The sequence below is a fragment of the Micromonospora sp. NPDC023956 genome, from assembly GCF_040639195.1.
In the GTDB taxonomy this organism is placed as follows: domain Bacteria; phylum Actinomycetota; class Actinomycetes; order Mycobacteriales; family Micromonosporaceae; genus Micromonospora.
The window spans coordinates 51989-76511 of sequence record NZ_JBEZZN010000001.1; the positions used below are offsets into that span (position 1 = coordinate 51989).

A 24523-nucleotide genomic window follows, 5' to 3' on the forward strand; every position below is an offset into this window, starting at 1 on the left:
TCCTACCGACCGAGGAGGTCGTGCAGCCGTGGCACCAGCCCCCACAGGTCGTCCCGGTACTCGAAGGCGTTCACCGCGCCACCCGCCGGCCGGGCCGCGAGGGTCTCCGTCAGCGCGTCGGCGAGCGTCTCCGGGCACGGCTCGTCGAGCACCCGTCCCGGGCCGTCCCGGCGTACCTCGTCCGCCGTCGCGCCGAAGCCGTCGACGATCATGGGCACCCCGTACAGCCGGCTGTCCCGGACGCGCAGCCGGACACAGGTGTCGTTCTCCGCGCCGGGCCGGGCGACGCAGACGAAGGCCCGCGCGGCGGTGAGGTACGCGTCCCGGGCGCGGTGCGTCACCGGTCGGCGTACGACCGTCACCAGGTCGGTCACCGCGCGCTCGGCGATCCGCTTCTCCAGCGCCTCGACGATCTCCCGGGTGTCCGGATGGGGTTGGCCGTAGAGGAAGGCGGCGGTGACCGGCGACCCGCGACGGGCGCACAGGCTCACCGCGTCCACCAGCACGTACGGGTCGTAGAACGACCAGATGCCGCCGGTCCAGAGGACGTCGGCGAGCGGCTCGGGCCGGGTCCGCTCGGCGACCAGCCGGCTGTGCCGGCTGAACCCGATCGGCACGGAGGTCACCAGGTGGTCGAGCGTCGCCGACCCGGTCAGGTCCCGCACGCCGACCCGGCCGGCGGTGACCAGGCTGGCCAGGACGGTCGCGCGTTCCACCCGGGAGCGGCAGATGAAGTGGTGGGAGACGCGCAACTGCCGCCGGTACGCCTCGACGACCTCCCGGTACCGCTCCTCGGGCGCGGCCTGCCGCAGCAGCGACGGGTAGCTGCCGTGCTCGATCGGCGGCGCGGTCTCCGAGACGATCAGCGGACCGGCCTCGACCGCCTGGGCCAGCCGGTCGGGATCGGCGACGTCGAAGAAGAAGACCGCGTCGGTCGCGTCGAGCAGGTCCCGCCACCGGTCGGCCCGCGTTTCGAGCCGGGCCCCGCCGAGGTGCATCGGGTCGGGCACGTCCGGCGAGTAGACGGTGACCGCGAACCCGTCGCCGAGGGTCTCGGCCAGTTCGGCTATCCGGACGGCCAGTCCGGACGCGGCGGACTGGGACACCGGGTAGTCACCGGCGTCGAGGAGCAGTCGCCTGCGGGCCCCGGTCACAGGTCGTCCACCCGGTTGACGTTGTGGAACCCGTCGACCAGCACGGCCGGCGCGTCGACCAGGGCGGTGGCCCCCGCGCCGACCACGATGTGCGGCAGCCCGTCCCGGTGGCGCGCCGCCGCGAAGACCGTCGCCCAGGCGGCGTTGAAGCCCGTCGGGTCCGGCGGCTTGTCCGCCGCGCCCTCGACCACCCGCACCGGGCCGTCGCCCCGCAGCCGCAGGGCACCGTCGTTGGCGAGCCGGACCGGGTCGTCGATCATCGCCGCGAGCACCGCGTACGGGTGTCGGTCCAGCAGGTCGTGCGCCTCGGCGAACCGTTGGGCGACCGTGTCGCCGGTGACCACCTGGTCCGGCAGCACGACCGCCGTCGGCCCGGCGCACAGGGGCAGCGCCGCGGTGACCGCGCCCGAGAGGTCGGGACCGTGCCGGTCGGTCTGGTGGACGAAGACCGTCTCGAAGACGTCCGCGTACCGGGCCAGGTAGGCCACGGTGTCCGTCTTGTGCGGCCGGATCACCACCACGAGCCGGACCCGCGCCCCGCGTCGGGTGGCGAAGTCCCGGACCGGGGCCAGGGCGTGATCGATGATCGACTCGTGGTGGTCGATACGGTGCAGCTCCTTGGGGTAGGGCGCGTCGAACCGGCGTTGCGCCCCGGCACAGGGGACGATCACCGTCAGCGTCGGCCCGGTCCGGCCGGTCCGGTCAGCGCTCATGGCCGTCGAGCTGCTCGCGGCGGAGGAAGTACGGCTCGCCGAGGTTCTCGCGCAGCGCCACCCGGCGCGCGCCCGCCTCGTCCACCCGGCCCCGGCGGACCAGGTCGAAGACCTGCACCAGCTCGGACATCGACTCGGCGCGGGCGCCCTCGAAGGTCAGTTCGGCCGACCCCAGCCGGAGCGCGGGGCGGCCGTCGAACCCGGGCAGGTCGGGGATGACGTTGACCCGTACCCCGGCCGAGGCCAGACCGGCCGCGAAGCGCATCGGGTCGAGTTCCGGCCCGGTGTCCACCCAGACCTGGTGGCAGTCGGTGATGTCGTCGGTGCCGACGACCACCTCGAAGCCGACGGTGAGCAGTTCCGCGCCGAGCACCCGGGCGTTCTCGACCACCTGGGCCGCGTAGCCCGCCCCGAACAGCTCGAACTCGGCGGCGGCGAGGCAGAGGGAGAGGGTCTCGGCGAAGTGGTGGCTGCTGATCGTCTCGAACTGGGTCCGGGCGATCAGGTCGGCGAGTTCGGGATCCCGGGTGAAGAGCACCCCCTTCTGCGGCCCGGGGAAGGTCTTGTGGGTGGAGCCGCCCATCGTGTCCGCGCCGACGTCCAACGGGTTGCGGTGCACGCCGCCCAGCACGAGCCCGAGGGTGTGGCTGACGTCGGCGTGGACCCGGGTGTGCGGGCTGACCTCCCGGACGGTCCGGACGATCCCGGCGACGTCGATCTCGGCCAGGCTGTTCTGGAGGTCCAGGTAGACCAGCGCCGGCCGGTGCTCCCGCAGGACGGCCCGCAGGCGCTCGTCGTCGACCGTCCCGCCGCACTGGCCGACGGTCACCGGCCGACGGCCGAGCCGCCGGATCACCGACGTGGTGGCGTAGTGCCCGCCGGCCGCCGGGTCGATGCTCACCACCGTGTCGCCCGGTTCGCCGCCACACGTCATCAGGACGAGGAACATCGCGCTCATCCCGGAGACCGGCCGGACGTTGACCAGGGCACCGCCGGCCAGCCGGGCGAGCGTGGGGATGCCGACGGTGACCTCGACGTCGCCGACGCCCTGCCCGCCCCGGAAGTTCCACTCCTCCTCGGCGAGCCGCGCGTTGAAGAAGTACCGGTTGTAGAAGTCGTACCGCAGCGGAAGGCTCGCCAGCGGGGAGAGCCGGTTCTCGCTCGGCACCAGGTTGACCACCTGCCGGCTGACGTCTCCCTCGGCCCGCAGCCGGGCGGCGATCCCGTCCAGCAGCCGGTGCCCGTCGGCCACGCTCGCGGCCTGCTGTCCCTGGATGGTGGATCCGGTCATCGGGGACCGACCCCGAAGGTCGCGCGGAGCAGCTGACGGGGCTGCGCGGCGGTGTCCTGGTAGCCCCGGCGGGCGTGCGAGACCCGGTCGTTGCGGACGACGAGGCACTCGCCGGCCGCCAGCCGGACGGAGAGCCGGTACCGGCCGTCGCCACTGCCCTCCTGCCGGATGAAGGCGAGCGCCCGGGCGAGGGCGGCCTCCTCACCGGCGGGCGCGATCCAGGTGGTGGTGCTCGGGACGTCGGAGTACCGGTTGACGATGCCGCCGTCGTCCCGCACGACGAAGGCCGGCCCGTCGGTGTGCGCCTCGACCCCGCGCAGGGTGGACGAGCGGCGCAGCACGGTGGGCCGGGTCAGCACGGCCGCCGCCGCCGGATCGGTCTCCCGCAGCGCGTGGAACACCCCGATCGCGTTGAGCAGCAGCGACTCGCCACCCCGGGCGGCGGGCCGGACGCAGTACATCATCACCATCGGCACCTCCCCGGGACCGTCCAGGGTGCCGTCGACGTGGAACTCCTGGGCCGAGCGGACCGCGAAGCCCGGGTGGTCACCGGCGTCGGTCGCGCGGATGTCGGCGTAGGGGCGGTTGAACTGTTCGGCCCCGGGCAGCCGGTACAGCGCGGGAACGTACGGCGCGCCGAGCGACCACGCCCCGGCGAGGACGTCGATCGCGTCCTGGGGCGGCAGGTCGCCGGGCATCTGTGCGATGGCGAACCCGTAGGTGTCGAGCCGGTCACCGAGTTCGTCCACCCCCCGTCCGGAACGGGCCACCGCCACCGGAGACGCGGCTGTGGCGTCCCGGTAGTCGACGAACAGCTGCTTCAACTCGCAGGGCCCCTTCTCGTTCCCGGCCGGGCCCACCCGGTCGGCGTCTCGGCGTCCGTCCCGACGACGGCGGAGGTTGTCGACGGGCCAGCTCGGGTACATCGTGCCGGTGGCCCGGGTCAGCCGGTCCTGTCGTTTGTTAGTAGTGGCGGCCCGGTGGGGAGCGAGGGGGCCGGGACCCGGATCACGGCAGCTGCACGCCGCCCACCGGCCGGGGTCCGACGTAGTCTCGTCGGTGTGAGTGCCGAACCCCCGCCGCCCGTCCCCCTCGACAACCGCTTCGCCCGCGACCTCCCGGAACTTGCCGTGCCCTGGCGGGCCGAGCCGGCTCCCGACCCCCGGCTGCTCGTGCTGGACGAGTCGTTGGCGGCGGAACTGGGCCTCGACCCCGGCTGGTTGCGGAGTCCCGACGGGGTGGGCCTGCTGGTCGGCACCACGGTTCCCGTGGGCGCGACCCCGGTGGCGCAGGCCTACGCCGGGCACCAGTTCGGCGGGTACGTCCCACAGCTCGGCGACGGGCGCGCGCTGCTGCTCGGCGAACTCGTCGACGCGGACGGCCACCGCCGTGACCTGCACCTCAAGGGTTCCGGGCGGACGCCGTTCGCGCGCGGCGGCGACGGTCTGGCCGCGGTCGGCCCGATGCTGCGCGAGTACGTCGTCAGCCGGGCCATGCACGCCCTGGGTATCCCCACGACCCGGTCCCTCGCCGTGGTGTCCACCGGCCGTACGGTGTACCGCGAGACCCCGTTGCCGGGAGCCGTGCTCGCCCGGGTCGCCGACAGCCACCTGCGCGTCGGGAGCTTCCAGTACGCCCGCGCCACCGGTGACGTCGACCTCCTGCGCCGGCTCGCCGACCACGCGATCAGCCGGCACCATCCCGCCGCCGCCGGGGCAGAGCGCCCGTACCTGGCCCTCCTCGGGGCGGTGGTCGCCGCGCAGGCGTCGCTGGTGGCCCGGTGGATGCTCGTGGGGTTCGTCCACGGGGTGATGAACACCGACAACATGACGATCTCGGGCGAGACCATCGACTACGGGCCGTGCGCCTTCATGGAGGCGTTCGACCCGGCCACGGTCTACAGCTCGATCGACCACCGTGGGCGCTACGCCTACGGCAACCAGCCGGCCGCGGCCGAGTGGAACCTCGCCCGGCTCGCCGAGGCGCTCCTGCCCCTCCTGCACGACGACGAGGAGAAGGCGATCGACCTGGCGATGGAGTCACTCGACGGTTTCCGCCGCCGGTTCGACGCGGCCTGGTCGACCGGCATGCGGGCCAAGCTCGGCCTGCCCGACGACGTCGACCAGGCGGTCGTGACGCCGCTGGCCGAGGAGCTGACCGCCCTGCTGGCGGCGGGCCGGGTCGACGTCACCTCGTTCTTCCGCGCCCTGGCCGGTGCCGCCCGGGGCGAGGTCGAGCCCACCCGCCGCCTGTTCCCCGACCCCGGCGCGGTCGACGACTGGCTGACGCGCTGGCGCGCCCTGGGCCCGGACGCCGACGGGATGGACCGGGTCAACCCGGTCTACGTCCCCCGCAACCACCTGGTAGAGGAGGCCCTCGCCGCCGCGACCGACGGCGACCTGGCCCCGCTCGGGCGGTTGCTGGACGTCCTGAGCGCCCCCTACGACGAGCGCGCCGGCCTGGAACGCTACGCCGCTCCCGCCCCACCGGACTTCGGCGCCTACCGGACCTACTGCGGCACCTGAGCCGCCGCCGGGGTCACCGTCCGCGCCGCCGGATCCTGATGCTGTCGAGATCGGTCGACACCGACGTGAGGTCGCGGTAGTCGGCGCCGAGTCCCCGGACGGCGGCGGCGGCGAGCGCCTCCGCCCGGCCGGTCACGGCAGCCTCCCCGTCCTGCTCGGTGGCCGGAACGAGACAGCGGACGGTGAACGTCTGCAGGGACCGCTCGTAGGTCACGGTTCCCTCCTCGGTGAACCGGGCCCCGAACACGTCGTGGTCGTCGGCCACGGCGAGCAGCGCGGCCCGCTGCTCCGCGTCGAGCGGCGCGAACCTGCCGCGCACGATGACCTGGTAGGTCTTACTGGTCATGGCGGGAAACCTCCGGATCTGTGACACCGACATGGTCGGCGGGCTGGTACGTCAGGAAGGACAACGGGCGGCCCCGGCGGGGCCGGTTCCCTCGCCGGCAGGGGCTCTCGACGCCCATTCCTCGGCCAGGATCGCGAAGACCAGTTCGTCGTGCCAGGTGCCGGCGTAGTGGACGCACTGGCGGAGGTGGGCCTCCTGCCGCATGCCGAGCCGGTGCAGCGCGCGGATCGACGCCGCGTTGTGCGCGTTGGTCTGGGCGGTGACCCGGTGCAGTCCCAGCCGGTCGAAGGCGAGATCGAGCAGGGCCGACACCGTCTCGGTGGCGAAACCTCGTCCCTGCGCGGCCGGGTGCAGGATCGCCCCCACCTCACCCTGCCGATGCTCGACACTCAGCCACCGCAGGTCCACCTCGCCGATCATGCGGCCGGTGGCCCGCTGCTCCACCGCCAGCACCAGCGAGTCGTTCTCGCCGGACAGGGTGTTCATGGTGAGCCGTTGCGCGACGACGTCACGGGTCTGTTCGATCGTCGCCGGCGGCCAGTACAGATAGCGGAGCACGTCCGCACGGGTACGCAGGTCGTGGAGCGCGTCCACGTCGTCGTCCCGGAACGGGCGCAGCAGCAGGCGGTCGGTCTCCAGGGGCGCGTCGACGCGGAGCATGGCCCCATGGTGTCCTGTCACCGTCCGAAGAGCAGGTGGATTTTTCCTGCGGCGGTCGACCGACGGTGGGGATCCCGGGCTGCCGACCGGGCAGGCGGAGCTGCCGCCGGGCACCGCACCCCCGCTGGCAGGCGGTCCGCCCCGGTGATGTCGGTGGTGCCTGGTTCAATGCCGCGAACGATCGGACGCGGGTGGGAGCGAGGACCACATGGGCACCTGGGGCAGCGGCAACTTCGACGACGACACGGCCGCCGACCACCTGTCGGACCTGACCGGGCGGCTGATCTCCGAGGTCGCCGAGGCGATGTCCGGCGATCCGGTCGGCATCGAGCCCGACGAGTACTGGGGCGTCGCGGTGCCCTGCAATCTGGAGCTGCTCCGACTCATCGCCGAGCAGCAGTACGTGGGGGCCGACCTGCCCACCCCGGAGACGATCGCCGACTGGAAGGGCCGATACCTGGCCGTCTGGGACCGGACGATCGACGGTCTGGAACCCGGGCCGGAGTACCGGGAGCAGCGCCGCGAGGTTCTCGTGCGGACCTTCGACCAGCTGACCGAGCTGGCGAAGCGGTAGGCAGGGGGCACACCGGGCTCCCGGTCGGCGATTCGCGCGCCGCCGACCGGGAGCCCGGGTGGCTCAGGCGCAGAAGTCGGGTTCGGGGGCGCCCGCGGGAACGAAGTCGGCGACCGTGGCCAGGGTGTCGCCGTCGTCGGCCAGGGCGACCCAGAGCACCTCGCCGGCGGGGATGACATCGGGGCGGACGACGAAGACACCGTCGCCGAGGGCGTCGAACGCGTACAGCTCGGGGTGTTGCTCCCGCGACGGCGGACCGGTCAGCGGCGGGTGCGACGGGACCACCGACGGCGCGTCGAGCACGCCGAGGCAGTCGTGGGTGGTGGCGACCAGTTCGATGCGCACGCCCCGGCTCTTCAGGTCGGCCTCGGCCTCCGCCACGTCGTCCGCGTCCATGCTGTTCATGGTGACCGTCACGCTGCCGTCGACGGCGACCTCGATGGCGTAGGCGGGTGGGACCATCGTCAGCCCGGCGACCGCCGTGCCGCTCACCGCCACCAGCGCGGCCGCCACCAGCCACGGCTTCCTACCGGCCCCCGCGCTGGCCGGCAGTTCGGTCCTGAGCTGCGCGAGCAGGCGCTCTTCGAAGGTGTTCGTCATGGCATCCTCAGGCATGGTTCCTCCACGGGCGCGGGGGTGTCGGCGAGGGCGCGGCGGGCACGGAACAACCTGGCCCGTGCCGCGCCGGGGCGGATCCGCAGGGCGGCGGCGGCCTCGGTGACGGTGAGACCGTCCACGGCGACCAGTTCGAGGACGGCCCGCTCGGACTCCGGCAACCGTTGCAGTCGCCGGTGCAGGTCGCGGGCCGCCCGGTTGGCGTCGATGCGTTCCTCGAGCCGGCCGATGTCGTCGTCGTCGAGCAGCCGACGACCGGCCACCCGTCGACGCCCGGCCGTCTCCCGGGCCCGCCGCCGGGCGTCGTCGACGATGTGGTTTCGGGCGATGCCGTAGAGCCAGGCCACCGGCTTGCCCCGGGCCGGCTCGTACGTCGCGGCCGAGGCGATGACCGCGAAGAACACCTCGGCGGTGATGTCGGCCGCGAGGTGCGGGTCGTCGACCCGGCGCGTGACGAAGTGCAGCACCGCGTCGACGTGCGCGCGGTAGAAGGCGGTGAAGACCTCGGGATCGGTCAGCGGGGGCGGGCGACCCATCGGCGGCTCCTCGGTGCGGCGGGCGTGACACCTGTACTTCGTCCCGGGGCCCCGCCGCGTTACGCGCCCCGGACGTCCACGGCTGCCCCCCGGTGGGAAATGGCTTGGCCGGGGCGCCCGATCGGGGTCACGATGGCCCGGTGTCTGACGTCGAGGGGGGTACGGACGACATCACCACCGGCCGCCTGATCCTGCGCACGCCGACCCTGGCGGACGTGCCGGCGCTGTTCGCGCTCTACGCCGACCCACAGGTGTGGGGGCCCGACCCGCAGACCCGCCACCACCGTACCGGGCAGACCGCTCAGATGATCGAGAACTGGCGCGCGGCGTGGCACCGGGACGGCCTCGGCATCTGGACCGCCTGGCGGCCGGGGCGGGACGCGGACGCCCTCGTCGGTATCGGTGGCTGCTTCGTCCGCTACGGCGTCGCGTGGAACCTCGGCTTCCGGCTTCTCCCCCGGTTCTGGGGTCGGGGCTACGCGCAGGAGATCAGCGCGGCGGCGTCCACCGAGGCGCGCCGCCTGCGCCCGGATCTGCCGCTGACCGCCTACCTGGTGGAGAGCAACGACCGCTCCCGGCGGGCCGTGGAACGCGTCGGGCTCGACCTGGTGTGGCGGGGCCCGGACGCGGGCAACCCCGACCCCTCCGCCGTTCGACTGCTCTACAGTGACCGGCGGCTGTCCTCGGAGCTGCTGCGGGTCCTGACCGCCCACTGACGGCGTGACCGCCCCGGCAGCGCCGCCCCGGTCCACGACCTGCCCCTCGGCGTGCCCGGTCGGACCGGCAGTCGAGGTGGGGCCCGCCGGGTCGCGGGCCCCGGACGTCGACCATCGGGCCCGGCCACGGGAGGTGATCCCGCTGCGGCAGGGCCCGGTGTCGACCGGAGCGGGTGGCCGGGACGTCAGGGACGATCAGGCCACCGGTTCACTCCCACTCCTTGTAGTAGGACGTCAGCGCCTGCCGCAGCGGGTCGTGCAGGTCCTCGTCCAACACGTCGTCCATCTCGACCAGCAGCTCGGACGGCGGCGTGAAGGTCGGGTGCACGCTCTCGGCGATGCTGCGGTACGTGGCACGCAGGTTCGACGAGAGGATCTTGGGCCACTCCCCGCTGACGGTCCACTTCGACTCCCACCCGGTGCCCAACATGTGGTCCACCGCGGTCTCGATGATCTCGTCACGGGTGCCGGTCGGCAGTGGTGGGCGGACCGGCACGAAGTCGCGCAGGGCCGGGTGCGCCTCGCCGCCACCGAGCATGTCGGCCATCTGCTGCGCGAGCAGCGGCGACTGGTGCAGGCCGTCGCGGTAGGTGCCGGTCGCCAGCCAGACGTTGGCCGTCCCGTCGAGCCGCCCGAAGAGCGGGAAGCCGTCGGCGGGGATCGGCCGGTTACCCACCTGGAGCTTCTGCAGGGAGGCGTCGTCCAGCCCGGTGTGCAACTGGTCCATCGCGCATTCGAGCAGGAACTTCAGGTCGCTGAGCAGCGCGTACTGCCGGGGGTCGTGCGAGATGATGTTCGTGGCGCCGACGTAGAGGCTGCCGTCGGCCCGGGGCACGCAGTGCAGGCCACAGGCGAAGGACCGGTTCGGCGTCCGGAGCACCGAGTCGGGCACCCGGCCGTCGCCGGTTTCGACGATCACCGAGACGCCGTACCCGCTGACCATGGGCGGGACGCGCCGGGCGATGTCCTCGAAGGCCCCGAGCAGGTCGAGGGAGGTGGCGCCGGCGGCGACGATCACGGTGTCGGCGCCGACCACCGTCCCGTCCTCGAGGGCGACGCCGGTGACCCGGTCCCCCTGGGTGACCAGCGTGCGGGCCCGCCCGTCGACGATCGTCCCCGCCGTGTGACGCAGCGCCGCGTCGAGTTTGGCCAGCAGCAGCGCCGAGTCGACCGACCGCTCGGCGGGGATGTAGAGCCCCATCAGCGACCGGTGCAGGTCGTTGGGGGCGAGCCAGGCGTCGTCCTGCGGGTCCACCCGCTCGTAGGGCTCCTCGTAGGAGCGCAGGGCGGACTCGATGGCCTGGAAGTTGCCGGTGTCGACCGCCTTGGAGCCGGTGCTGTTGAGCATCACCAGGGTGCCCCGCGAGGTCACCAGCGCCCGCTCGTCGGCGGCGGCGTCGGCCAGGCTGTCGGCCCACCCCGCCCACATGCCCCGGGCCTCGTAGTCGACGGCCAGCTTGGCGCGGCCGTGTGCGGTGGCCAGCAGTGAGGTGGTCACCTCACCGAAGCAGCCCAGCATGGCGCCGGACGCGGTCGAGGCCGCGTACTTCCGGTTCGGCTCGCCGATACGGGCCACGCGCGCCCCCCGACGCGACAGCTCGAAGGCGATGGACGAGCCCACGACCCCGTTCCCGACTACCACCACGTCGTAGTGACCACTCGATGTCATATGGTTCCCCTGTCCCTCAAGCTGCGTGGGCCCGGACGTCAACTCTGGTTCGCCATCGCCGACTCCCGCCGGGGCGCGTCGCCGGGCGGGACGGCCGGTACCGCCGGGACCTCCGGCGGCAGGTCGGCCACGGCGGGTAGACCCGGCATGTGCAGCCGACCGGGGAAGACCTGGAGTCGGCTCCAGTCGTCCCGGGGGTCGAACCGGGCGATGGCGCGTCGGTGCTGCCGCGCCGATTCGAGGCTCCGCTCGCGCGACGTGTCCGGGGCGGCACCGCCCCGCGCGCTCGCCGGGCGGTGCGAGGGCTGCGCGAAGTCGTCCCGGCAGATCCGCAGGTACGTCGCGGTGTCCTCGCTGATCCGGTCGGCCAGCCGGCGGACGGCCACCGCCGCGGTGGCACCGTCCTGGCGTTCCTGCCAGTAGTCGCGTACCCGGCAGGCGTGGCCGACGATGCCGTGCATCGCGCCGCTGGTGCTCAGGAAGCTGCCGGTGCCGAACGAGTCACCGGCGACCACCACGTTGGGCGCCACCTGCGCGTCCACGCCGATCCGGGCGACCACGGTGACCAGCCGGGGGCTGGACAGCGACTGGGTCCGACCCAGTACCGACGTCGGCAGACCGGTCAGCAGGGCCGCCTGTTCCAGGTAGAACTCCCGGACCAGCTTCTTGTAGCTGCCGAAGTACGCGGCGGACCGCCGGCTGGTGCCCGGCCGCACCATTCCCTGCCGCACCGGGTCGAAGCGCTCGAAGTCCGGCACCTGGACCACGGTCCAGGCGCTCTCCGCGTAGTCCTCGTGGCCGACCACCGCCTGCCGCACCCAGTACTCGTTGCCCGCCTCGTCGAACATCGAGCCGATCCGCCGCCGGCCGTTGTTGTGCACGTACACCCCGAGCAGGCCGAAGATGTAGTCGGCCTGGGCGACGACCGGGCCCCGGCCGTCCCCGTGGTCGATCCGGACGATCTCCTGGCGGAAGCCGAGCCGGGCGGCGTCGACGCCGGTGACCCCCTCGGCGATCATGACCAGTTCCGGGGTGCCCAGGTCGAGCAGGTCCAGGTCGTCGTCCCGGACCCGCTGGATCCGGCCCTTGTGGTCGACCTCGCGGACCCCCTCGATCCGCACCCGCACCCGCCCGTCCGGGCCGCGCTCGAACCCGGGCGCGCGGTCGGGCCGGGACGCCGCGGGCGAGCGCCACCGGTCCCACCACCGGCCGGCGACCGGCTGCGCCACCTGGTGATAGAGGAAGATCCGGCACCGGGGGTCGACGCCGGCGGCGAGGTCCATCCGCTCCAGCTCCTCCAGGTAGCGGCGGAGCAGGATGAGCAGTTCCTCGGCGGCGAGCAGGACGGCCTGCGGTTCGGTGAGCACCTCGTCCATGCCCCGCCCGACCAGCGTCGGGTCGTACTCCGGCGACACCTCGGGCAGGGTGGGGACGGTGACGGCGCGGTGCGGCCGACCGTCCACCCACCGGTCGTCGACCACCTGGATCGACTCGGCGGCCCCGGCGATGTACGCGTCCGAGTGCCACCCGGAGATGATCTCGTCGCTCCGTCCGCCGCTACCGCCCTCGGCACCGGGCAGGTAGAAGCACTCGTGCAGCCGCAGCAGGCGGCCGTCGCCCCGCCGCGGGATCCGCTCCTCGCCGTAGCGCTGCACCATCAGCCGGTCCAGGAGGACGAGATGGTGGTAGAGGTCGCGGCTGATCTGCCAGTGCATCAGGTTGACGAAGGGGTCGCCGCGCAGCTCCACGCCGACCGCGCGGCGGCCCGCCGCGATCGACCAGAGCATCGCCATCATGTTGGTGCCGCCCAGGCCGATCGCGAGGAAGTCGGCGTCCTCGGCGCCGGTGGGGTTCCGGTCCGCCACGACGGGCCGGCGGGTCTCGGCGTCGTGGCGGGCCGCCGGCGCGGTGACCGCGGTTTCCGAGCGCAGCAGTACCAGGGCGAGCAGCAGCGCCGCCACGGTCATCGCCAGGCCGACTGCGAAGGCGGTGCGGTACCCGCCGGTGAGCGCGTCGGCGGTCGACGCACCGGCGCGCAGCGCGTCGGCGGTAGCGGTGGCGGCCACCGGGGCCAGCACCGCCAGCCCGATCGCCGAGCCGATCTGCTGGGTGGTGTTGACCAGGCCGGACCGGACGCCGCTGTCCCGGGTGGTGGCCCCGGCCAACGCGAGTTGCAGCACCGGCGGCGTGGCCAGGCCGGACCCGACCCCCATCAGCAGCACGGCCGGCAGCACGTCGACGAGATAGTGGCCGTCCGCGGGGATCCGGGCGAGCAGCAGCAGGCCCAGCGCGAGGAGCAGGATCGCCGGCGCCAGGACGGTCCGGGCCTCCCAGCGGCGCAACAGCCGGGGGGCGACCTTCAACGAGCCCACGCCCACCGCGACGGTGGCCGGCAGGAAACCGAGGCCCGCCTGTACGACGGTGAAGCCGAGCACGTCGCGCAGGTAGAGCGAGGTGAGGAAGAACATCGCCGCCGGCCCGGCCACCATCAGGGCCAGCACCACGTTGGACCGGCCGACGTTGCCCCGACGCAGCAGGCTCATCGGCACCAGCGGGTGACGGGCCCGGGTCTGCCAGCCGACGAAGAGCGCGAGCAGCAGCACCGCACCGCCGCCGAGCAGGAGGGTACGGCGGCTGCCCCAGCCGTGCGCGGCGCTCTGCGCGATCGTGTAGACGGTCAGCATCACCGCCGCGACCATGGTCACCGCACCGAACCAGTCGAGGCCCTCGCGGTCCCGCTCCTCCCGGACGTTGTCGAGCAGGAACAGGGCCGCCGCGATGGTCGCCGCGCCGACCGGCAGGTTCACGAAGAAGATCCACTGCCAGCTCAGCCACTGGGTCAGGGCTGCCCCGGCGAGCAGACCGAGCGCGGCACCGGACGACGCGACGAAGGCGTACAGGCCGAGGGCACGACTCTGTTCCCGGCGCTTCGGGAACATGGTGACGATCATGCCGAGCACGACCGCGGTGGTCAGCGCGCCCCCGGCTCCCTGGACGAAGCGCGCGGCGACCAGCACCGCCGGGTGCCCGGCCAGACCGCAGACCGCCGAGGCGGCCGTGAACAACGCCAGCCCACCGACGAACACCCGCTTGGCGCCGATGGTGTCACCGAGTTTGCCGGCCAGGAGCAGCAGGCCGCCGAAGGGGATCAGGTACCCGTTGACCACCCAGGCCAGCGTGGTCGGTGCGAAGCCGAGGTCCTTCTGGATGTCGGGCAGCGCCACGTACACGGCGGTGCCGTCGACGGCGGCGACCAGGGCGCCGGCACAGACCACCAGCAGGGCGAACTGCCGCTGCCGGAGGGTGCGCAGCCGCTGCGGTCGCAGCCGCAGCGGCACCACCGTCTCGCCCCGGGTGCCGTGCGAGTCGCCGCTGGGCTGCGCGGCGACCGTCGTCACGAGGCGGCCCCGTGCGCCACCGGCTCCCGCGCCGACGTCGCCGCACCGGCGGGGGCATCCGCCGGGGGACGGCCCGCCCGCTCGCGGATCGCCGGATGGATCTCGGACAGCGGCGGCAGTTCGGCGGCGTGCAGCCGGCCGCTGCGGACGGTGAGCCGACGCCAGTCGGAGGTGTCCAGCGGCACCAGGGAGTGCCGGCGACGGCGGACGGCCTCCACGGTGGTCGCCCGTTCGCTGGCCTCGCGGGAGGTGCGCTTCTGGATCTCGCGTACCCGCTCGTCACCGAAGTTGATCGGCACGGCCTGGCTGAACTCCTGGGCGCTGACCTGCAACCAGTCGAAGGTGTCCGTCCTGATCGAGTCGGCCAGGGTCCGGAGCGCGGTGGACACCGGCACGCCCCGGTCCCGGTCCTGCCAGTAGGTGAGCATCCGGCAGGCGTGCCCGACCATGCCGGTGATCGCGCCGCCGCTGGTCAGGAAGTGGCCGTTGCCGAAGGAGTCGCCGGCCACCACGCCGTTGGCGGCCACCAGCGCGTCCGCGCCGGCCTTCTCGACCAGGCTGAACAGCTTCGGCCCGTACGGCAGCTGGACCTTCTCCAGGTCCGCCCGGGGCATCTCGAGGATCAGGGAGACCTGCTCGAGGTAGTAGTCCCGGATCAGCCGCTGGTGGGCGCCGACGTACTCGGTGGACTGCCGGGCCGTGCCGGGGGGCACCAGTCCTGCCGCGACCGGGTCGAAGGTCTCGAAGTCCGGCACCTGGACCAGGATCCAGCCCACCTCGGGGTCGTCCTCGTGACCCACCGCGATCTGCCGGACCCAGTACTCGTTGCCCTCGCTGTCGAACTCGGAGGCGATCCGGCGGCGCAGCCGGGGACCGACGTAGAGCTCGATGAAGCCGGCGAGGTAGTCCGCCTGGGCCACGGTGGGGCCGCGCCCGTCGTGGTGGTCGACCTCGATCTCCTCCTGCCGGAAGCCGAGCCGGTCGGCGTCGCTGCTGTCGAAGCCCTGCGCGATCATGAACACCTCGGGCACGCCGAGGTCGATGACACCGGTGCCGGGCTTGCGGACCCGCCGGAACCTGCCCCGGTAGTCCAGTTCCTGGATCTCCTCGATCAGGAGCTGCCGGCGGCCGTCGCGCCGGGAGACGAAGCCGTCCTTCTGGCGCAGCCAGCGCAGGAAGCCGTCGCCGTCCCCCTCGTCGCCGACCACCACGCGGTGAGAGAGGTAGAGCCGTACCCGGGGTTCCAGGCCGGCGGCCAGGTCCATCTCCTCGACGAGTTCGAGGTACCGCCGCAGCAGGATCAGCACCTCCGAGGCGCCGGCCTGGAACACCGACGGGCCGTTGAGCACGTCGATGACCGGTCGCCCGATCTTCGAGGGGTCGTTCTCGGTGGGCGGCTTCTGCGGCTCGAGGATGGTCAGGACGCGGTTCGGCTCGCCGTCCACCCACCGGTCGTCGATGAACTCGGTGTGGTAGATCAGCCCGGAGATGTGGGAGTGCTCGAAGCCGGCGATGACCTCGTCCGCGTAGACGTCACCCGGCTCGGTGTCGTTGCTGTAGAAGATGTCGCGCAGCGCGATCGGCCGGCCGTCCGGGTAGCGGGGCACCCGCTCCTCGCCCCAGCTCTCGACCATCATCCGGTCGATCAGGCCGAGGTGGTGGTAGAAGTCCTCGCGGATGTTCCAGTGCACGCCGAGCGACGGGTCGCCCCGCATCTCGACGCCGACGGCGCGCCGCCCGGAGGCCACCGTCCACAGCATCGCCATCATGCCCGTCGCACCGAGACCCAGCGCCACGAAGTCGGGGTCCTTGATCTCGGTAAATTCCGCGTGTGTATCTTCCTCGGGCCGCTTCCCCGATTCCTTCTCAGGGCCGAGCGCGGTCGACGCGCCCTTCCGGCCCCGATCGAGCAGTCTCCCGACAAGAGAGGTGTCCATGGCTTCCTCTGTCCTTGAAACCCGAATCTCGGAGGTGTCGAACTCACGACGGGCGGGACGCTGAGAGGAATAACCCCTGCACGCAGCCCAGTGGCGCACCAATAACGGTGAAGACGGCGTAGAAGCGCGGAATGATGGAGGATATCCGCAGGTCAAGAGGGTTGAGGATTGTTCGACTGGCCGCAGTTCACCATACCGGCCTACAGTCTCGAATCAGCATTGAACTATGTGTGCGGCGACAGCCGCCCCTACATCACCAGCTCGACCGCATCCCCCGCCCCACCAGATCGAAGGCACTTGCGGGGGCCGACTTTAACACGGACATTCAGATCGGTCCACACCCTACTATCAGCTATCACTCAATTCCTATGCGTCATTACGACACCTCCCGCGCCCGCCGTTGCATTGCGTCGGGAACAGCTCCGGCTCACGGCGCGACCCGACGGAAGTACCGAATGGCCCGGCGGGCAGGTCGGCCCCGGTGCACCAGGAGGGACAGCCCGCCCGGGGCTAGTCCAGCAGCCAGGTGCGCAGATGGGCGCCGTACGGGGTCAGCATGACCACGGTGACCGCCGCGCAGAGCAGGGTGCCGACCAGGAGGGCCGCGGACCGGCCCCGCCCCACTCCCCGACCGGCGAGCCGGGCCACCCCGACCACCACGCCGACGAGCCCCAGCAGGGTGGTCCCGTGGGCCACGACGAGCACCCGGGCGACCACGAAGATCCACAGGATCGGGTTCCAGGGCGACTCGACCCCGAGCGGCGGGTGCCACTCCTTCGGGTCCCCGTAGCGTGCGAGGCCGGGGTCGGCCAGCCCGGCCCAGTCGCCGGTCCCGGCCGCGGCGGCCAGCAGCGGGTACCCCGCGCCGAGCAGGACCAGCACCACCGTGACGCACTGGAACACCAGGGTGCGACGTCCCGGTCGACCCGACGGCACGGTCCCGGCCTCCTGCCCGTCCATACGGGACACCGTACGACACCGATCCGGGCGGGGGTGGCGCGCGGGCGCGTTGCGTGGTCGACCAGCCTTGCGTAGCGTTCTGCACGAGCCGGGCCGTCCTGTGACGTCCACACACTCCGGGCCGACCGACGACCGTCTGGGCAACGGGTCGTCGGGCCCGCACGCCTGTGACCCCGGCTGTCGCCCGGTCTCGGGCCTTCCCCCTCTGAGGTAGGTCATGAAGAGACGACTCACCCTTCTCGGTGCGGCGTTGCTGACGCTGGTCAGCTCCGTCCTGATGTTCGTTCCCCCCGCCCACGCCGCTGTCGGCCTGCACGTCTCCGACGGCACGATCGTCGAGGCGAACGGTCAGCCGTTCGTCATGCGCGGGGTGAACCACCCGCACGTCTGGTTCACCGGCCGCACCGACTCCTTCGCCGACGTCAAGGCGCTCGGCGCCAACACCGTCCGGGTGGTGCTCGGCACCGGCAAGCGCTGGGGCCCGTCGAACGACGTGGCGCAGGTGGTCGCCCTTTGCAAGGAGAACCGGCTGATCTGCGTGCTGGAGGTGCACGACACCACCGGCTACGGCGAGGAAGGCGCCGCCGCCTCGCTCGACGAGGCGGTCGACTACTGGATCAGCCAGAAGAACGCGCTGGTCGGCGAGGAGGACTACGTCGTCGTCAACATCGGCAACGAGCCGATCGGCAACGTGGACGCCGCCCAGTGGACCGCCGCCACGGTCGCCGCGATCCGGAAGATGCGGGCCAACGGCTTCGCGCACCTGCTCATGGTCGACGGCCCGAACTGGGGCCAGGACTGGCAGTACGTGATGCGGGACAACGCCCGGACGGTCCTGGACGCGGACACCCAGCGCAACACCGTGCTGTCGATCCACATGTACGCGGTGTTCAACACCGCCGCCAGCATCGTCGACTACCTCGACCGGTTCGAGGCCAACGGTTGGCCGCTGGTCATCGGCGAGTTCGGGTGGCGGTTCCGCGACGGCGAGGTCGACCACGAGACCCTGCTGGCCGAGGCGGACGCCCGGGGGCTGGGCTACCTCGGCTGGTCCTGGAGCGGCAACACGGACCCGATCCTGGACATGGCGTCGAACTTCGACCCGGACCAGCTCACCACCTGGGGCGAGCGCATCTTCAACGGCGCCCACGGGATCAGGGCCACCGCCCGGGAGGCCACCGTCTTCGGCGGCACCCCACCCACCACGCCCCCGCCGACCACCGTCCCGCCGACCACCCCGCCGCCGACCAGCCCGCCGCCCACCCTGCCGCCGCCGAACCGGTGCGCCGCCACCTACTCGGTCGTCGGGCAGTGGCCGGGTGGTTTCCAGGGTGAGGTGACAGTGACCGCCGGCACCTCGGCGATCCGGGACTGGACGGTGGTCTGGACCTTCGCCGACGGGCAGACCGTCGCGCAGGCCTGGAACGCGACGGTCACCAGCAGCGGGGCCACGGTGGCCGCCCGGAGCATGGCCTACAACGGTGCACTCGCCCCCGGGGTCAGCACCACCTTCGGCTTCGTCGGCACGTGGAACGGCAGTAACAGCCGGCCTCCCACGCTGTCCTGCACGGCGAACTGACGCCAGCCGCACGAGGACCGGGAACCGCCGACGTCGGCGGTTCCCGGTACCGGCCCGCGCCCGCCGACCCGGCAGGTGGTGGGGCCCGGCGTACGCGACCCGGCGGCCGGGAAAACCCGGCAGGGAACGACGAACAGCAGCAGCAACGACGAACGGAAAGGAGGTCAGCCACTCCTTTCCGTTTCTAACGTATAACACGCCAGGGGGCTTGCGGCAAGACCCGGGGCGTACCGCAGAATCGCCGGTCCGGGGCCAGAACAACATCGGAGCTGATGCCGTGAACCCCCTGACCGCCAGTGTTTTCGAGCTTTCCGAGCAGCTCGCCGGCAAGGCCGACCCGATGCTGATCGCCGACGACGAACGGCACTTCGCGGCCGTCGCGGCCAGCCTGAAACAGGTGACCGCCGACCTGTCCGGCCGCCTCGACGCCGCCCGCCGGGCACCCGGTGGCACGGGCCAGCAGGCGTTGGACCGGGACATGGAGATCCACCGGCTGACCGCCCGCCTGCGCGCCCTGCGGCGCTTCGGTCTGGACCTGTGCCTCGGGCGCATGGTCGGCGCGGACGGCGCCGAGCCCGGGTACGTCGGACGACTCGGCCTCACCGACGGCGCGGGCCGCCGGCTGCTGATCGACTGGCGCTCCCCCGCCGCCGCGCCGTTCTTCGGCGCGACCCACGCCAACCCGATGGGGCTGGCCAGCCGCCGCCGGTACCGCTGGACCCGTGGCCGGATCAGCGACTACTGGGACGAGGTGTTCACTCCGGACGGACTCGACGGACACGCCGCGCTCGACGACCAGTCCGCCTTCGTCGCCAGCCTGGGCGGCCACCGGTCGAGCCGGATGCGCGACGTGCTGGGCACCATCCAGGCCGACCAGGACGCGATCATCCGCGCGGGATCGGCCGGCACCCTCGTCGTCGACGGCGGGCCGGGTACGGGCAAGACCGTCGTCGCCCTGCACCGCTGCGCGTACCTCCTCTACTCGGACCCCCGCCTGCGCAACCGCCGGGGCGGCGTGCTCTTCGTCGGTCCGCACCAGCCCTACCTGTCCTACGTCGCCGACGTCCTGCCCAGCCTCGGCGAGGAGAGCGTGCAGACCTGCACCCTGCGGGAGCTGGTCGCCGAGGGCGGCACGGCGGTGATCGAGACCGACCCGGAGGTGGCCCGGCTGAAGTCGTCGGCGGACCTGGTCCGGGCGATCGAGGCGGCGGTCAGGTTCTACGAGGAGCCGCCGACCAGGGACATGACGGTCACCACCCCCTGGTCCGAGGTCCGGCTGGGCGCGGACGACTGGGCCGAGGCGTTCGCGGCGGTGGAACCCGGCACCCCGCACAACGAGGCGCCCGACCAGATCTGGGCGGAGCTGCTCCGGATCCTGGTCGACAGGCACGACGGCGGGGAACCGGCTGACCTGCTCCGCCGGTCGCTGTCCCAGGACCGGGAGCTGCGGACGGCCGTGCACCGCGCGTGGCCGCTGCTCGACGCGGCCGACCTCGTCGGGGACCTCTGGTCGGTCCCGGCCTACCTGCGCAGGTGCGCGCCCTGGCTCAGCCCGGACGAGGTGCGGGTGTTGCAGCGCGCGGACCCGCACGCCTGGACCGTCTCCGACCTGCCGCTCCTGGACGCCGCCCGGCAGCGCCTCGGCGACCCGGAGGCGTCCCGACGGCGACGGCGGCACCACACCGCGGTCGCCGCCCGGCGCGAGCAGATGACCCGGGTCGTGGACGACCTGATCGAGGCCGCCGACGACGAGTACGGCGTGGGTCTGGTGACGATGCTCCGGGGCGAGGACTTCCAGGACGCCCTGGTCGACGCGACCGTGGACCCGGCGACCGACCCGGACCTGCTCGCCGGCCCGTTCGCGCACGTCGTGGTGGACGAGGCCCAGGAACTGACCGACGCCGAGTGGCAGATGCTGCTGCTGCGCTGCCCGTCCCGGAGCTTCACCGTGGTCGGGGACCGCGCCCAGGCCCGGCACGGGTTCCCGGAGTCGTGGCGGGAACGGCTGGAGCGGGTCGGGCTGGACCGGATCCACCTGGCCGCCCTGAGCGTCAACTACCGGACCCCGAGCGAGGTCATGGCGGAGGCCGAGCCGGTCATCCGGGCGGTGCTCCCGGACGCCAACGTGCCGACCTCCATCCGCAGCGGCGACGTCCCCGTCGTCCACGGGCCGGCCTCGGCGCTGGGATCGGTCCTCGACGCCTGGCTCGCCGCGCACGCCGACGGCACGGCCTGTGTCATCGGCGATCCCTCCTTCCGGGCGACGTCCCGCGTCCGGTCGCTGACCCCGGAGCTGTCGAAGGGGCTCGAGTTCGACCTCGTCGTCCTCGTCGACCCGGAGGCGTTCGGCGACGGCGTCGAAGGGGCGGTCGACCGGTACGTGGCGATGACCCGGGCGACCCGGCAACTCGTCATCCTCACCCGACCCTGACGACCTGCCCTCCACCGGACCGACGGTGTGGCACGATCTCGCAGGTGACCAGCACACCCGCCACGGAGCAGCGGCTGCACGACCTCGCGCGGCTGCGCCGCGTCCGTGACCGGATCGACCGGGAGTACGCCCAGCCGCTGAACGTCGAGGCGCTCGCCCGCAGCGCGCACATGTCGGCCGGGCACCTCAGCCGAGAGTTCCGCCTCGCCTACGGGGAGTCACCGTACGCCTATCTGATGACCCGACGGGTCGAGCGGGCGATGGCGCTGCTGCGCCGGGGCGATCTCAGCGTCACCGAGGTCTGTTTCGCCGTCGGCTGCTCCTCGCTGGGCACCTTCAGCACCCGCTTCACCGAGTTGGTCGGCGTGCCGCCCAGCGTCTACCGGCGCCGGGCGGCACGCGCGACGGCCGGGCTGCCGTCCTGCGTGGCGAAGCAGGTGACCAGACCGATCAGGAATCGAGAAGCCCCGGCCCCCGGTCCTCACCTAGCGTGACTGCCATGGACATCACCATCAACGCGAGCTTCCTCCCGCACAACGACCCGGAGGCCTCCCTGGCCTTCTACCGCGACACCCTCGGCTTCGAGGTCCGCAACGACGTCGGATACGACGGGATGCGTTGGATCACGGTCGGCCCCGTCGGCCAGCCCGGCACCTCCGTCGTCCTGCACCCGCCGACCGCCGACCCCGGCATCACCGACGACGAGCGCCGTACCATCGCCGAGATGATGGCCAAGGGCACCTACGCCATGATCCTGCTGGCCACCTCCGACCTCGACGGTGTCTTCGCCCGGTTGCAGGCCGGCGACGCCGAGGTCGTCCAGGAGCCGACCGCGCAGCCGTACGGCGTGCGCGACTGCGCCTTCCGTGACCCGGCGGGCAACATGGTCCGCATCCAGGAACTGCGCTGAGCCGTCCGGCGACACCGACGGGGGCCGCTCAGGCGGCCCCCGCGCAACCCGATGGAGACACCATGAGCATGGCCCCGAGGACGGATCCGCAGTCGCCTGCGCCGCACTCCGCCGACAGCCACGACCTGATCCGCGTTCGGGGGGCGCGTGAGAACAACCTCAAGGACGTCAGCATCGAACTCCCGAAGCGCCGGCTGACGGTGTTCACCGGGGTCTCCGGCTCCGGCAAGAGCTCGCTGGTGTTCGGCACCATCGCCGCGGAGTCGCAGCGGTTGATCAACGAGACCTACAGCGCCTTCCTCCAGGGCTTCATGCCGACGCTGGCCCGCCCGGACGTCGACCTGCTGGAGGGGCTGACCACGGCGATCATCGTCGACCAGGAGCGGATGGGCGCCAACGTCCGCTCCACGGTCGGCACCGCCACCGACGCCAACGCGATGCTGCGGATCCTCTTCAGCCGGCTCGGGCAGCCGCAGATCGGGCCGCCCAACGCGTACTCGTTCAACGTCCCCTCGGTGCGGGCCAGCGGTGCGATCACCGTCGAGCGCGGCGCGGGCCGGACGAAGACCGAGAAGGCGACCTTCACCCGGCTGGGCGGCATGTGCCCGCGCTGCGAGGGCATGGGCTCGGTCACCGACGTCGACCTGTCCGCGCTCTACGACGACAGCAAGTCGCTCAACGAGGGTGCGCTCACGATCCCCGGCTACAGCGTCGACGGCTGGTACGGCCGCATCTTCAGCGGCTGCGGCTTCTTCGACCCGGACAAGCCGATCCGGACGTTCACGAAGAAGGAACTCCACGACCTCCTGTACAAGGAACCGACCAAGATCAAGGTCGACAACGTCAACCTGACGTACGAGGGGCTGATCCCGAGGATCCAGAAGTCGTTCCTGGCCAAGGACCGGGAGGCGATGCAGCCGCACATCCGCGCGTTCGTCGACCGGGCCGTCACCTTCACCACCTGTCCGGAGTGCGACGGCACCCGTCTCAGCGAGCCGGCCCGGTCCTCGCGGATCGCCGGCGTCAGCATCGCCGACGCCTGCGCCATGCAGATCAGCGACCTGGCCGACTGGGTCCACGGCCTCGACGAGCCGTCGGTGGCGCCGCTGCTCGCGAAGCTGACGCACACCCTCGACTCGTTCGTCGAGATCGGGCTGGGCTACCTCTCGCTCGACCGGCCGTCGGGCACCCTGTCCGGCGGCGAGGCGCAGCGCACCAAGATGATCCGCCACCTCGGTTCCTCGCTCACCGACGTCACCTACGTCTTCGACGAGCCCACCGTCGGCCTGCACCCGCACGACATCCAGCGGATGAACGACCTGCTGCTGCGGCTGCGCGACAAGGGCAACACGGTGCTCGTCGTGGAGCACAAGCCGGAGACGATCGTGATCGCCGACCACGTCGTCGACCTCGGTCCCGGCGCCGGCACGGCGGGCGGCACCGTCTGCTTCGAGGGCACCGTCGAGGGACTGCGGGCCAGCGGCACCCGCACCGGCCGCCATCTCGACGACCGGGCCACCCTCAAGGAGAAGGTACGCACGCCCACCGGCACGCTGGAGATCCGCGGCGCCAACACCCACAACCTGCGCGACGTCGACGTCGACCTCCCGCTCGGCCTGCTGGTCGTCGTCACCGGCGTCGCCGGCTCCGGCAAGAGTTCGCTGATCCACGGCTCGGTGGCTGGGCGGGACGGGGTCGTCTCCATCGACCAGGGCGCGATCCGGGGTTCGCGACGGAGCAACCCGGCGACGTACACCGGCCTGCTCGACCCGATCCGGAAGGCGTTCGCGAAGGCCAACGGCGTGAAGCCGGCGTTGTTCAGCGCCAACTCCGAGGGCGCCTGCCCCACCTGCAACGGCGCCGGCGTGATCTACACCGACCTGGCGACCATGGCCGCCGTCGCCACCACCTGTGAGGACTGCGCGGGAAAGCGGTTCCAGGCGTCGGTGCTGGAGTACCGGCTCGGCGGTCGGGACATCAGCGAGGTGCTCGCGATGTCGGTGGTCGAGGCAGCGGAGTTCTTCGGCACCGGCGAGGCCCGCACGCCGGCCGCGCACGCCATCCTCGACCGGCTCGCCGACGTCGGGCTCGGTTACCTCAGCCTCGGCCAGCCGCTCACCACGCTCTCCGGCGGCGAACGGCAGCGGCTCAGGCTCGCCACCCACCTGGCCGAGAAGGGCGGGGTCTACGTCCTCGACGAGCCGACCACCGGCCTGCACCTCGCCGACGTCGAGCAGCTGCTCGGCCTGCTCGACCGGCTCGTCGACGCCGGCAAGTCGGTCATCGTCATCGAGCACCACCAGGCGGTCATGGCGCACGCCGACTGGATCGTCGACCTCGGTCCCGGCGCCGGCCACGACGGCGGTCGCATCGTCTTCGAGGGCACCCCCGCCGACCTCGTCGCGGCCCGCTCCACCCTCACCGGCGAACACCTCGCGGCGTACGTGGGCAGCTGAGCGAACCCGCCCCGCGGCACGGTCGCCGGGCGCAGCGGCAGCGCGGCGGCCGG

General features: G+C 72.5%; 20 protein-coding genes. 8 read left to right on the forward strand and 12 right to left on the reverse strand.

Features of this window, described 5'->3' with window-relative positions:
- Nucleotides 1–2 precede the first annotated feature (2 nt).
- Genes AB0F58_RS00180 through AB0F58_RS00195 form a run of 4 tightly spaced genes read right to left on the reverse strand, consistent with a single transcriptional unit; the run spans nucleotide 3 to nucleotide 3982 of the window.
- Complete coding sequence (locus AB0F58_RS00180) at nucleotides 3–1154, reverse strand: hypothetical protein (protein ID WP_357135667.1); 1152 nt, start codon at nucleotides 1152–1154, stop codon at nucleotides 3–5.
- Complete coding sequence (locus AB0F58_RS00185; protein WP_357135670.1) at nucleotides 1151–1867, reverse strand: hypothetical protein; 717 nt, start codon at nucleotides 1865–1867, stop codon at nucleotides 1151–1153. The genes AB0F58_RS00180 and AB0F58_RS00185 overlap by 4 nt, the downstream gene beginning before the upstream one ends.
- Complete coding sequence (locus AB0F58_RS00190) at nucleotides 1857–3158, reverse strand: hypothetical protein (protein WP_357135673.1); 1302 nt, start codon at nucleotides 3156–3158, stop codon at nucleotides 1857–1859. Before AB0F58_RS00190 ends, AB0F58_RS00185 begins: the two co-directional genes overlap by 11 nt.
- Nucleotides 3155–3982 (reverse strand): TauD/TfdA family dioxygenase, encoded by an 828-nt coding sequence (locus AB0F58_RS00195; RefSeq protein WP_357135676.1) that lies wholly within the window; start codon nucleotides 3980–3982, stop codon nucleotides 3155–3157. The genes AB0F58_RS00190 and AB0F58_RS00195 overlap by 4 nt, the downstream gene beginning before the upstream one ends.
- Before the next feature lie 237 nt (nucleotides 3983–4219).
- Here AB0F58_RS00195 and AB0F58_RS00200 point away from each other — a divergent pair, with 237 nt between their 5' ends.
- Entirely contained in the window at nucleotides 4220–5683 is a 1464-nt protein-coding gene (locus tag AB0F58_RS00200; RefSeq protein ID WP_357135679.1) for a protein adenylyltransferase SelO, read from the forward strand.
- Nucleotides 5684–5696: 13 nt separating this feature from the next.
- On the opposite strand, the gene AB0F58_RS00205 is transcribed toward AB0F58_RS00200, so the two are convergent.
- Nucleotides 5697–6029 carry a DUF6204 family protein gene (locus AB0F58_RS00205; protein ID WP_357135682.1) on the reverse strand — a complete coding sequence of 111 codons (333 nt, stop codon included), beginning with the start codon at nucleotides 6027–6029 and terminating at the stop codon, nucleotides 5697–5699.
- A 51-nt stretch (nucleotides 6030–6080) separates the two neighbouring features.
- Nucleotides 6081–6689, reverse strand: coding sequence for a GNAT family protein (locus AB0F58_RS00210; RefSeq protein ID WP_357135685.1), 609 nt, complete (start codon nucleotides 6687–6689; stop codon nucleotides 6081–6083).
- 208 nt (nucleotides 6690–6897) lie between these two features.
- On the opposite strand from AB0F58_RS00210, the gene AB0F58_RS00215 reads away from it, so the two are divergent.
- Nucleotides 6898–7263 (forward strand): DUF4259 domain-containing protein, encoded by a 366-nt coding sequence (locus AB0F58_RS00215; protein ID WP_357135688.1) that lies wholly within the window; start codon nucleotides 6898–6900, stop codon nucleotides 7261–7263.
- A gap of 63 nt (nucleotides 7264–7326) precedes the next feature.
- On the opposite strand, the gene AB0F58_RS00220 is transcribed toward AB0F58_RS00215, so the two are convergent.
- Nucleotides 7327–7878: a hypothetical protein gene (locus AB0F58_RS00220; protein ID WP_357135691.1), complete on the reverse strand. Its 552-nt coding sequence runs from the start codon at nucleotides 7876–7878 to the stop codon at nucleotides 7327–7329.
- Nucleotides 7860–8414, reverse strand: a complete 555-nt coding sequence (locus AB0F58_RS00225) for a sigma-70 family RNA polymerase sigma factor (protein ID WP_357135693.1) — start codon at nucleotides 8412–8414, stop codon at nucleotides 7860–7862. Before AB0F58_RS00225 ends, AB0F58_RS00220 begins: the two co-directional genes overlap by 19 nt.
- A 140-nt stretch (nucleotides 8415–8554) precedes the next feature.
- Here AB0F58_RS00225 and AB0F58_RS00230 point away from each other — a divergent pair, with 140 nt between their 5' ends.
- Complete coding sequence (locus AB0F58_RS00230; RefSeq protein WP_357135696.1) at nucleotides 8555–9130, forward strand: GNAT family N-acetyltransferase; 576 nt, start codon at nucleotides 8555–8557, stop codon at nucleotides 9128–9130.
- 208 nt (nucleotides 9131–9338) lie between these two features.
- Here AB0F58_RS00230 and AB0F58_RS00235 read toward each other — a convergent pair whose 3' ends face one another.
- The 4 genes from AB0F58_RS00235 to AB0F58_RS00250 form a co-directional block, all read right to left on the reverse strand.
- Nucleotides 9339–10799: an FAD-binding oxidoreductase gene (locus AB0F58_RS00235; RefSeq protein WP_357135698.1), complete on the reverse strand. Its 1461-nt coding sequence runs from the start codon at nucleotides 10797–10799 to the stop codon at nucleotides 9339–9341.
- A 38-nt stretch (nucleotides 10800–10837) separates the two neighbouring features.
- Nucleotides 10838–14197 (reverse strand): MFS transporter, encoded by a 3360-nt coding sequence (locus tag AB0F58_RS00240; protein WP_357135701.1) that lies wholly within the window; start codon nucleotides 14195–14197, stop codon nucleotides 10838–10840.
- Nucleotides 14194–16134 (reverse strand): hypothetical protein, encoded by a 1941-nt coding sequence (locus AB0F58_RS00245; RefSeq protein WP_357135704.1) that lies wholly within the window; start codon nucleotides 16132–16134, stop codon nucleotides 14194–14196. The genes AB0F58_RS00240 and AB0F58_RS00245 overlap by 4 nt, the downstream gene beginning before the upstream one ends.
- A gap of 510 nt (nucleotides 16135–16644) precedes the next feature.
- Nucleotides 16645–17094 carry a hypothetical protein gene (locus tag AB0F58_RS00250; protein WP_357135707.1) on the reverse strand — a complete coding sequence of 150 codons (450 nt, stop codon included), beginning with the start codon at nucleotides 17092–17094 and terminating at the stop codon, nucleotides 16645–16647.
- Nucleotides 17095–17311: 217 nt separating this feature from the next.
- Between AB0F58_RS00250 and AB0F58_RS00255 the strand changes: the two genes are divergently transcribed.
- From AB0F58_RS00255 to AB0F58_RS00275, 5 genes are all read left to right on the forward strand, one after another.
- Nucleotides 17312–18673: a cellulase family glycosylhydrolase gene (locus AB0F58_RS00255; RefSeq protein ID WP_357135710.1), complete on the forward strand. Its 1362-nt coding sequence runs from the start codon at nucleotides 17312–17314 to the stop codon at nucleotides 18671–18673.
- Between the two features lie 277 nt (nucleotides 18674–18950).
- Entirely contained in the window at nucleotides 18951–21104 is a 2154-nt protein-coding gene (gene helR, locus AB0F58_RS00260; RefSeq protein WP_357135713.1) for an RNA polymerase recycling motor ATPase HelR, read from the forward strand.
- A gap of 44 nt (nucleotides 21105–21148) precedes the next feature.
- A complete protein-coding gene (locus tag AB0F58_RS00265; RefSeq protein WP_357135715.1) occupies nucleotides 21149–21598 on the forward strand; it encodes a helix-turn-helix transcriptional regulator in 450 nt (149 codons plus the stop codon).
- A 5-nt stretch (nucleotides 21599–21603) separates the two neighbouring features.
- Nucleotides 21604–22014, forward strand: coding sequence for a VOC family protein (locus AB0F58_RS00270; RefSeq protein WP_357135719.1), 411 nt, complete (start codon nucleotides 21604–21606; stop codon nucleotides 22012–22014).
- A 68-nt stretch (nucleotides 22015–22082) separates the two neighbouring features.
- Nucleotides 22083–24470, forward strand: coding sequence for an excinuclease ABC subunit UvrA (locus tag AB0F58_RS00275; RefSeq protein WP_357136777.1), 2388 nt, complete (start codon nucleotides 22083–22085; stop codon nucleotides 24468–24470).
- Nucleotides 24471–24523: the final 53 nt, after the last annotated feature.

Coding starts and splice junctions, on each gene's coding strand:
- AB0F58_RS00185 (WP_357135670.1), bottom strand. CDS start 1,867: ATGAGCGCTGACCGGACCGGCCGGACCGGGCCGACGCTGACGGTGATC.
- AB0F58_RS00190 (WP_357135673.1), bottom strand. CDS start 3,158: ATGACCGGATCCACCATCCAGGGACAGCAGGCCGCGAGCGTGGCCGAC.
- AB0F58_RS00205 (WP_357135682.1), bottom strand. CDS start 6,029: ATGACCAGTAAGACCTACCAGGTCATCGTGCGCGGCAGGTTCGCGCCG.
- AB0F58_RS00210 (WP_357135685.1), bottom strand. CDS start 6,689: ATGCTCCGCGTCGACGCGCCCCTGGAGACCGACCGCCTGCTGCTGCGC.
- AB0F58_RS00215 (WP_357135688.1), top strand. CDS start 6,898: ATGGGCACCTGGGGCAGCGGCAACTTCGACGACGACACGGCCGCCGAC.
- AB0F58_RS00220 (WP_357135691.1), bottom strand. CDS start 7,878: ATGCCTGAGGATGCCATGACGAACACCTTCGAAGAGCGCCTGCTCGCG.
- AB0F58_RS00225 (WP_357135693.1), bottom strand. CDS start 8,414: ATGGGTCGCCCGCCCCCGCTGACCGATCCCGAGGTCTTCACCGCCTTC.
- AB0F58_RS00235 (WP_357135698.1), bottom strand. CDS start 10,799: ATGACATCGAGTGGTCACTACGACGTGGTGGTAGTCGGGAACGGGGTC.
- AB0F58_RS00245 (WP_357135704.1), bottom strand. CDS start 16,134: ATGGACACCTCTCTTGTCGGGAGACTGCTCGATCGGGGCCGGAAGGGC.
- AB0F58_RS00250 (WP_357135707.1), bottom strand. CDS start 17,094: ATGGACGGGCAGGAGGCCGGGACCGTGCCGTCGGGTCGACCGGGACGT.
- AB0F58_RS00255 (WP_357135710.1), top strand. CDS start 17,312: ATGAAGAGACGACTCACCCTTCTCGGTGCGGCGTTGCTGACGCTGGTC.
- AB0F58_RS00270 (WP_357135719.1), top strand. CDS start 21,604: ATGGACATCACCATCAACGCGAGCTTCCTCCCGCACAACGACCCGGAG.
- AB0F58_RS00275 (WP_357136777.1), top strand. CDS start 22,083: ATGGCCCCGAGGACGGATCCGCAGTCGCCTGCGCCGCACTCCGCCGAC.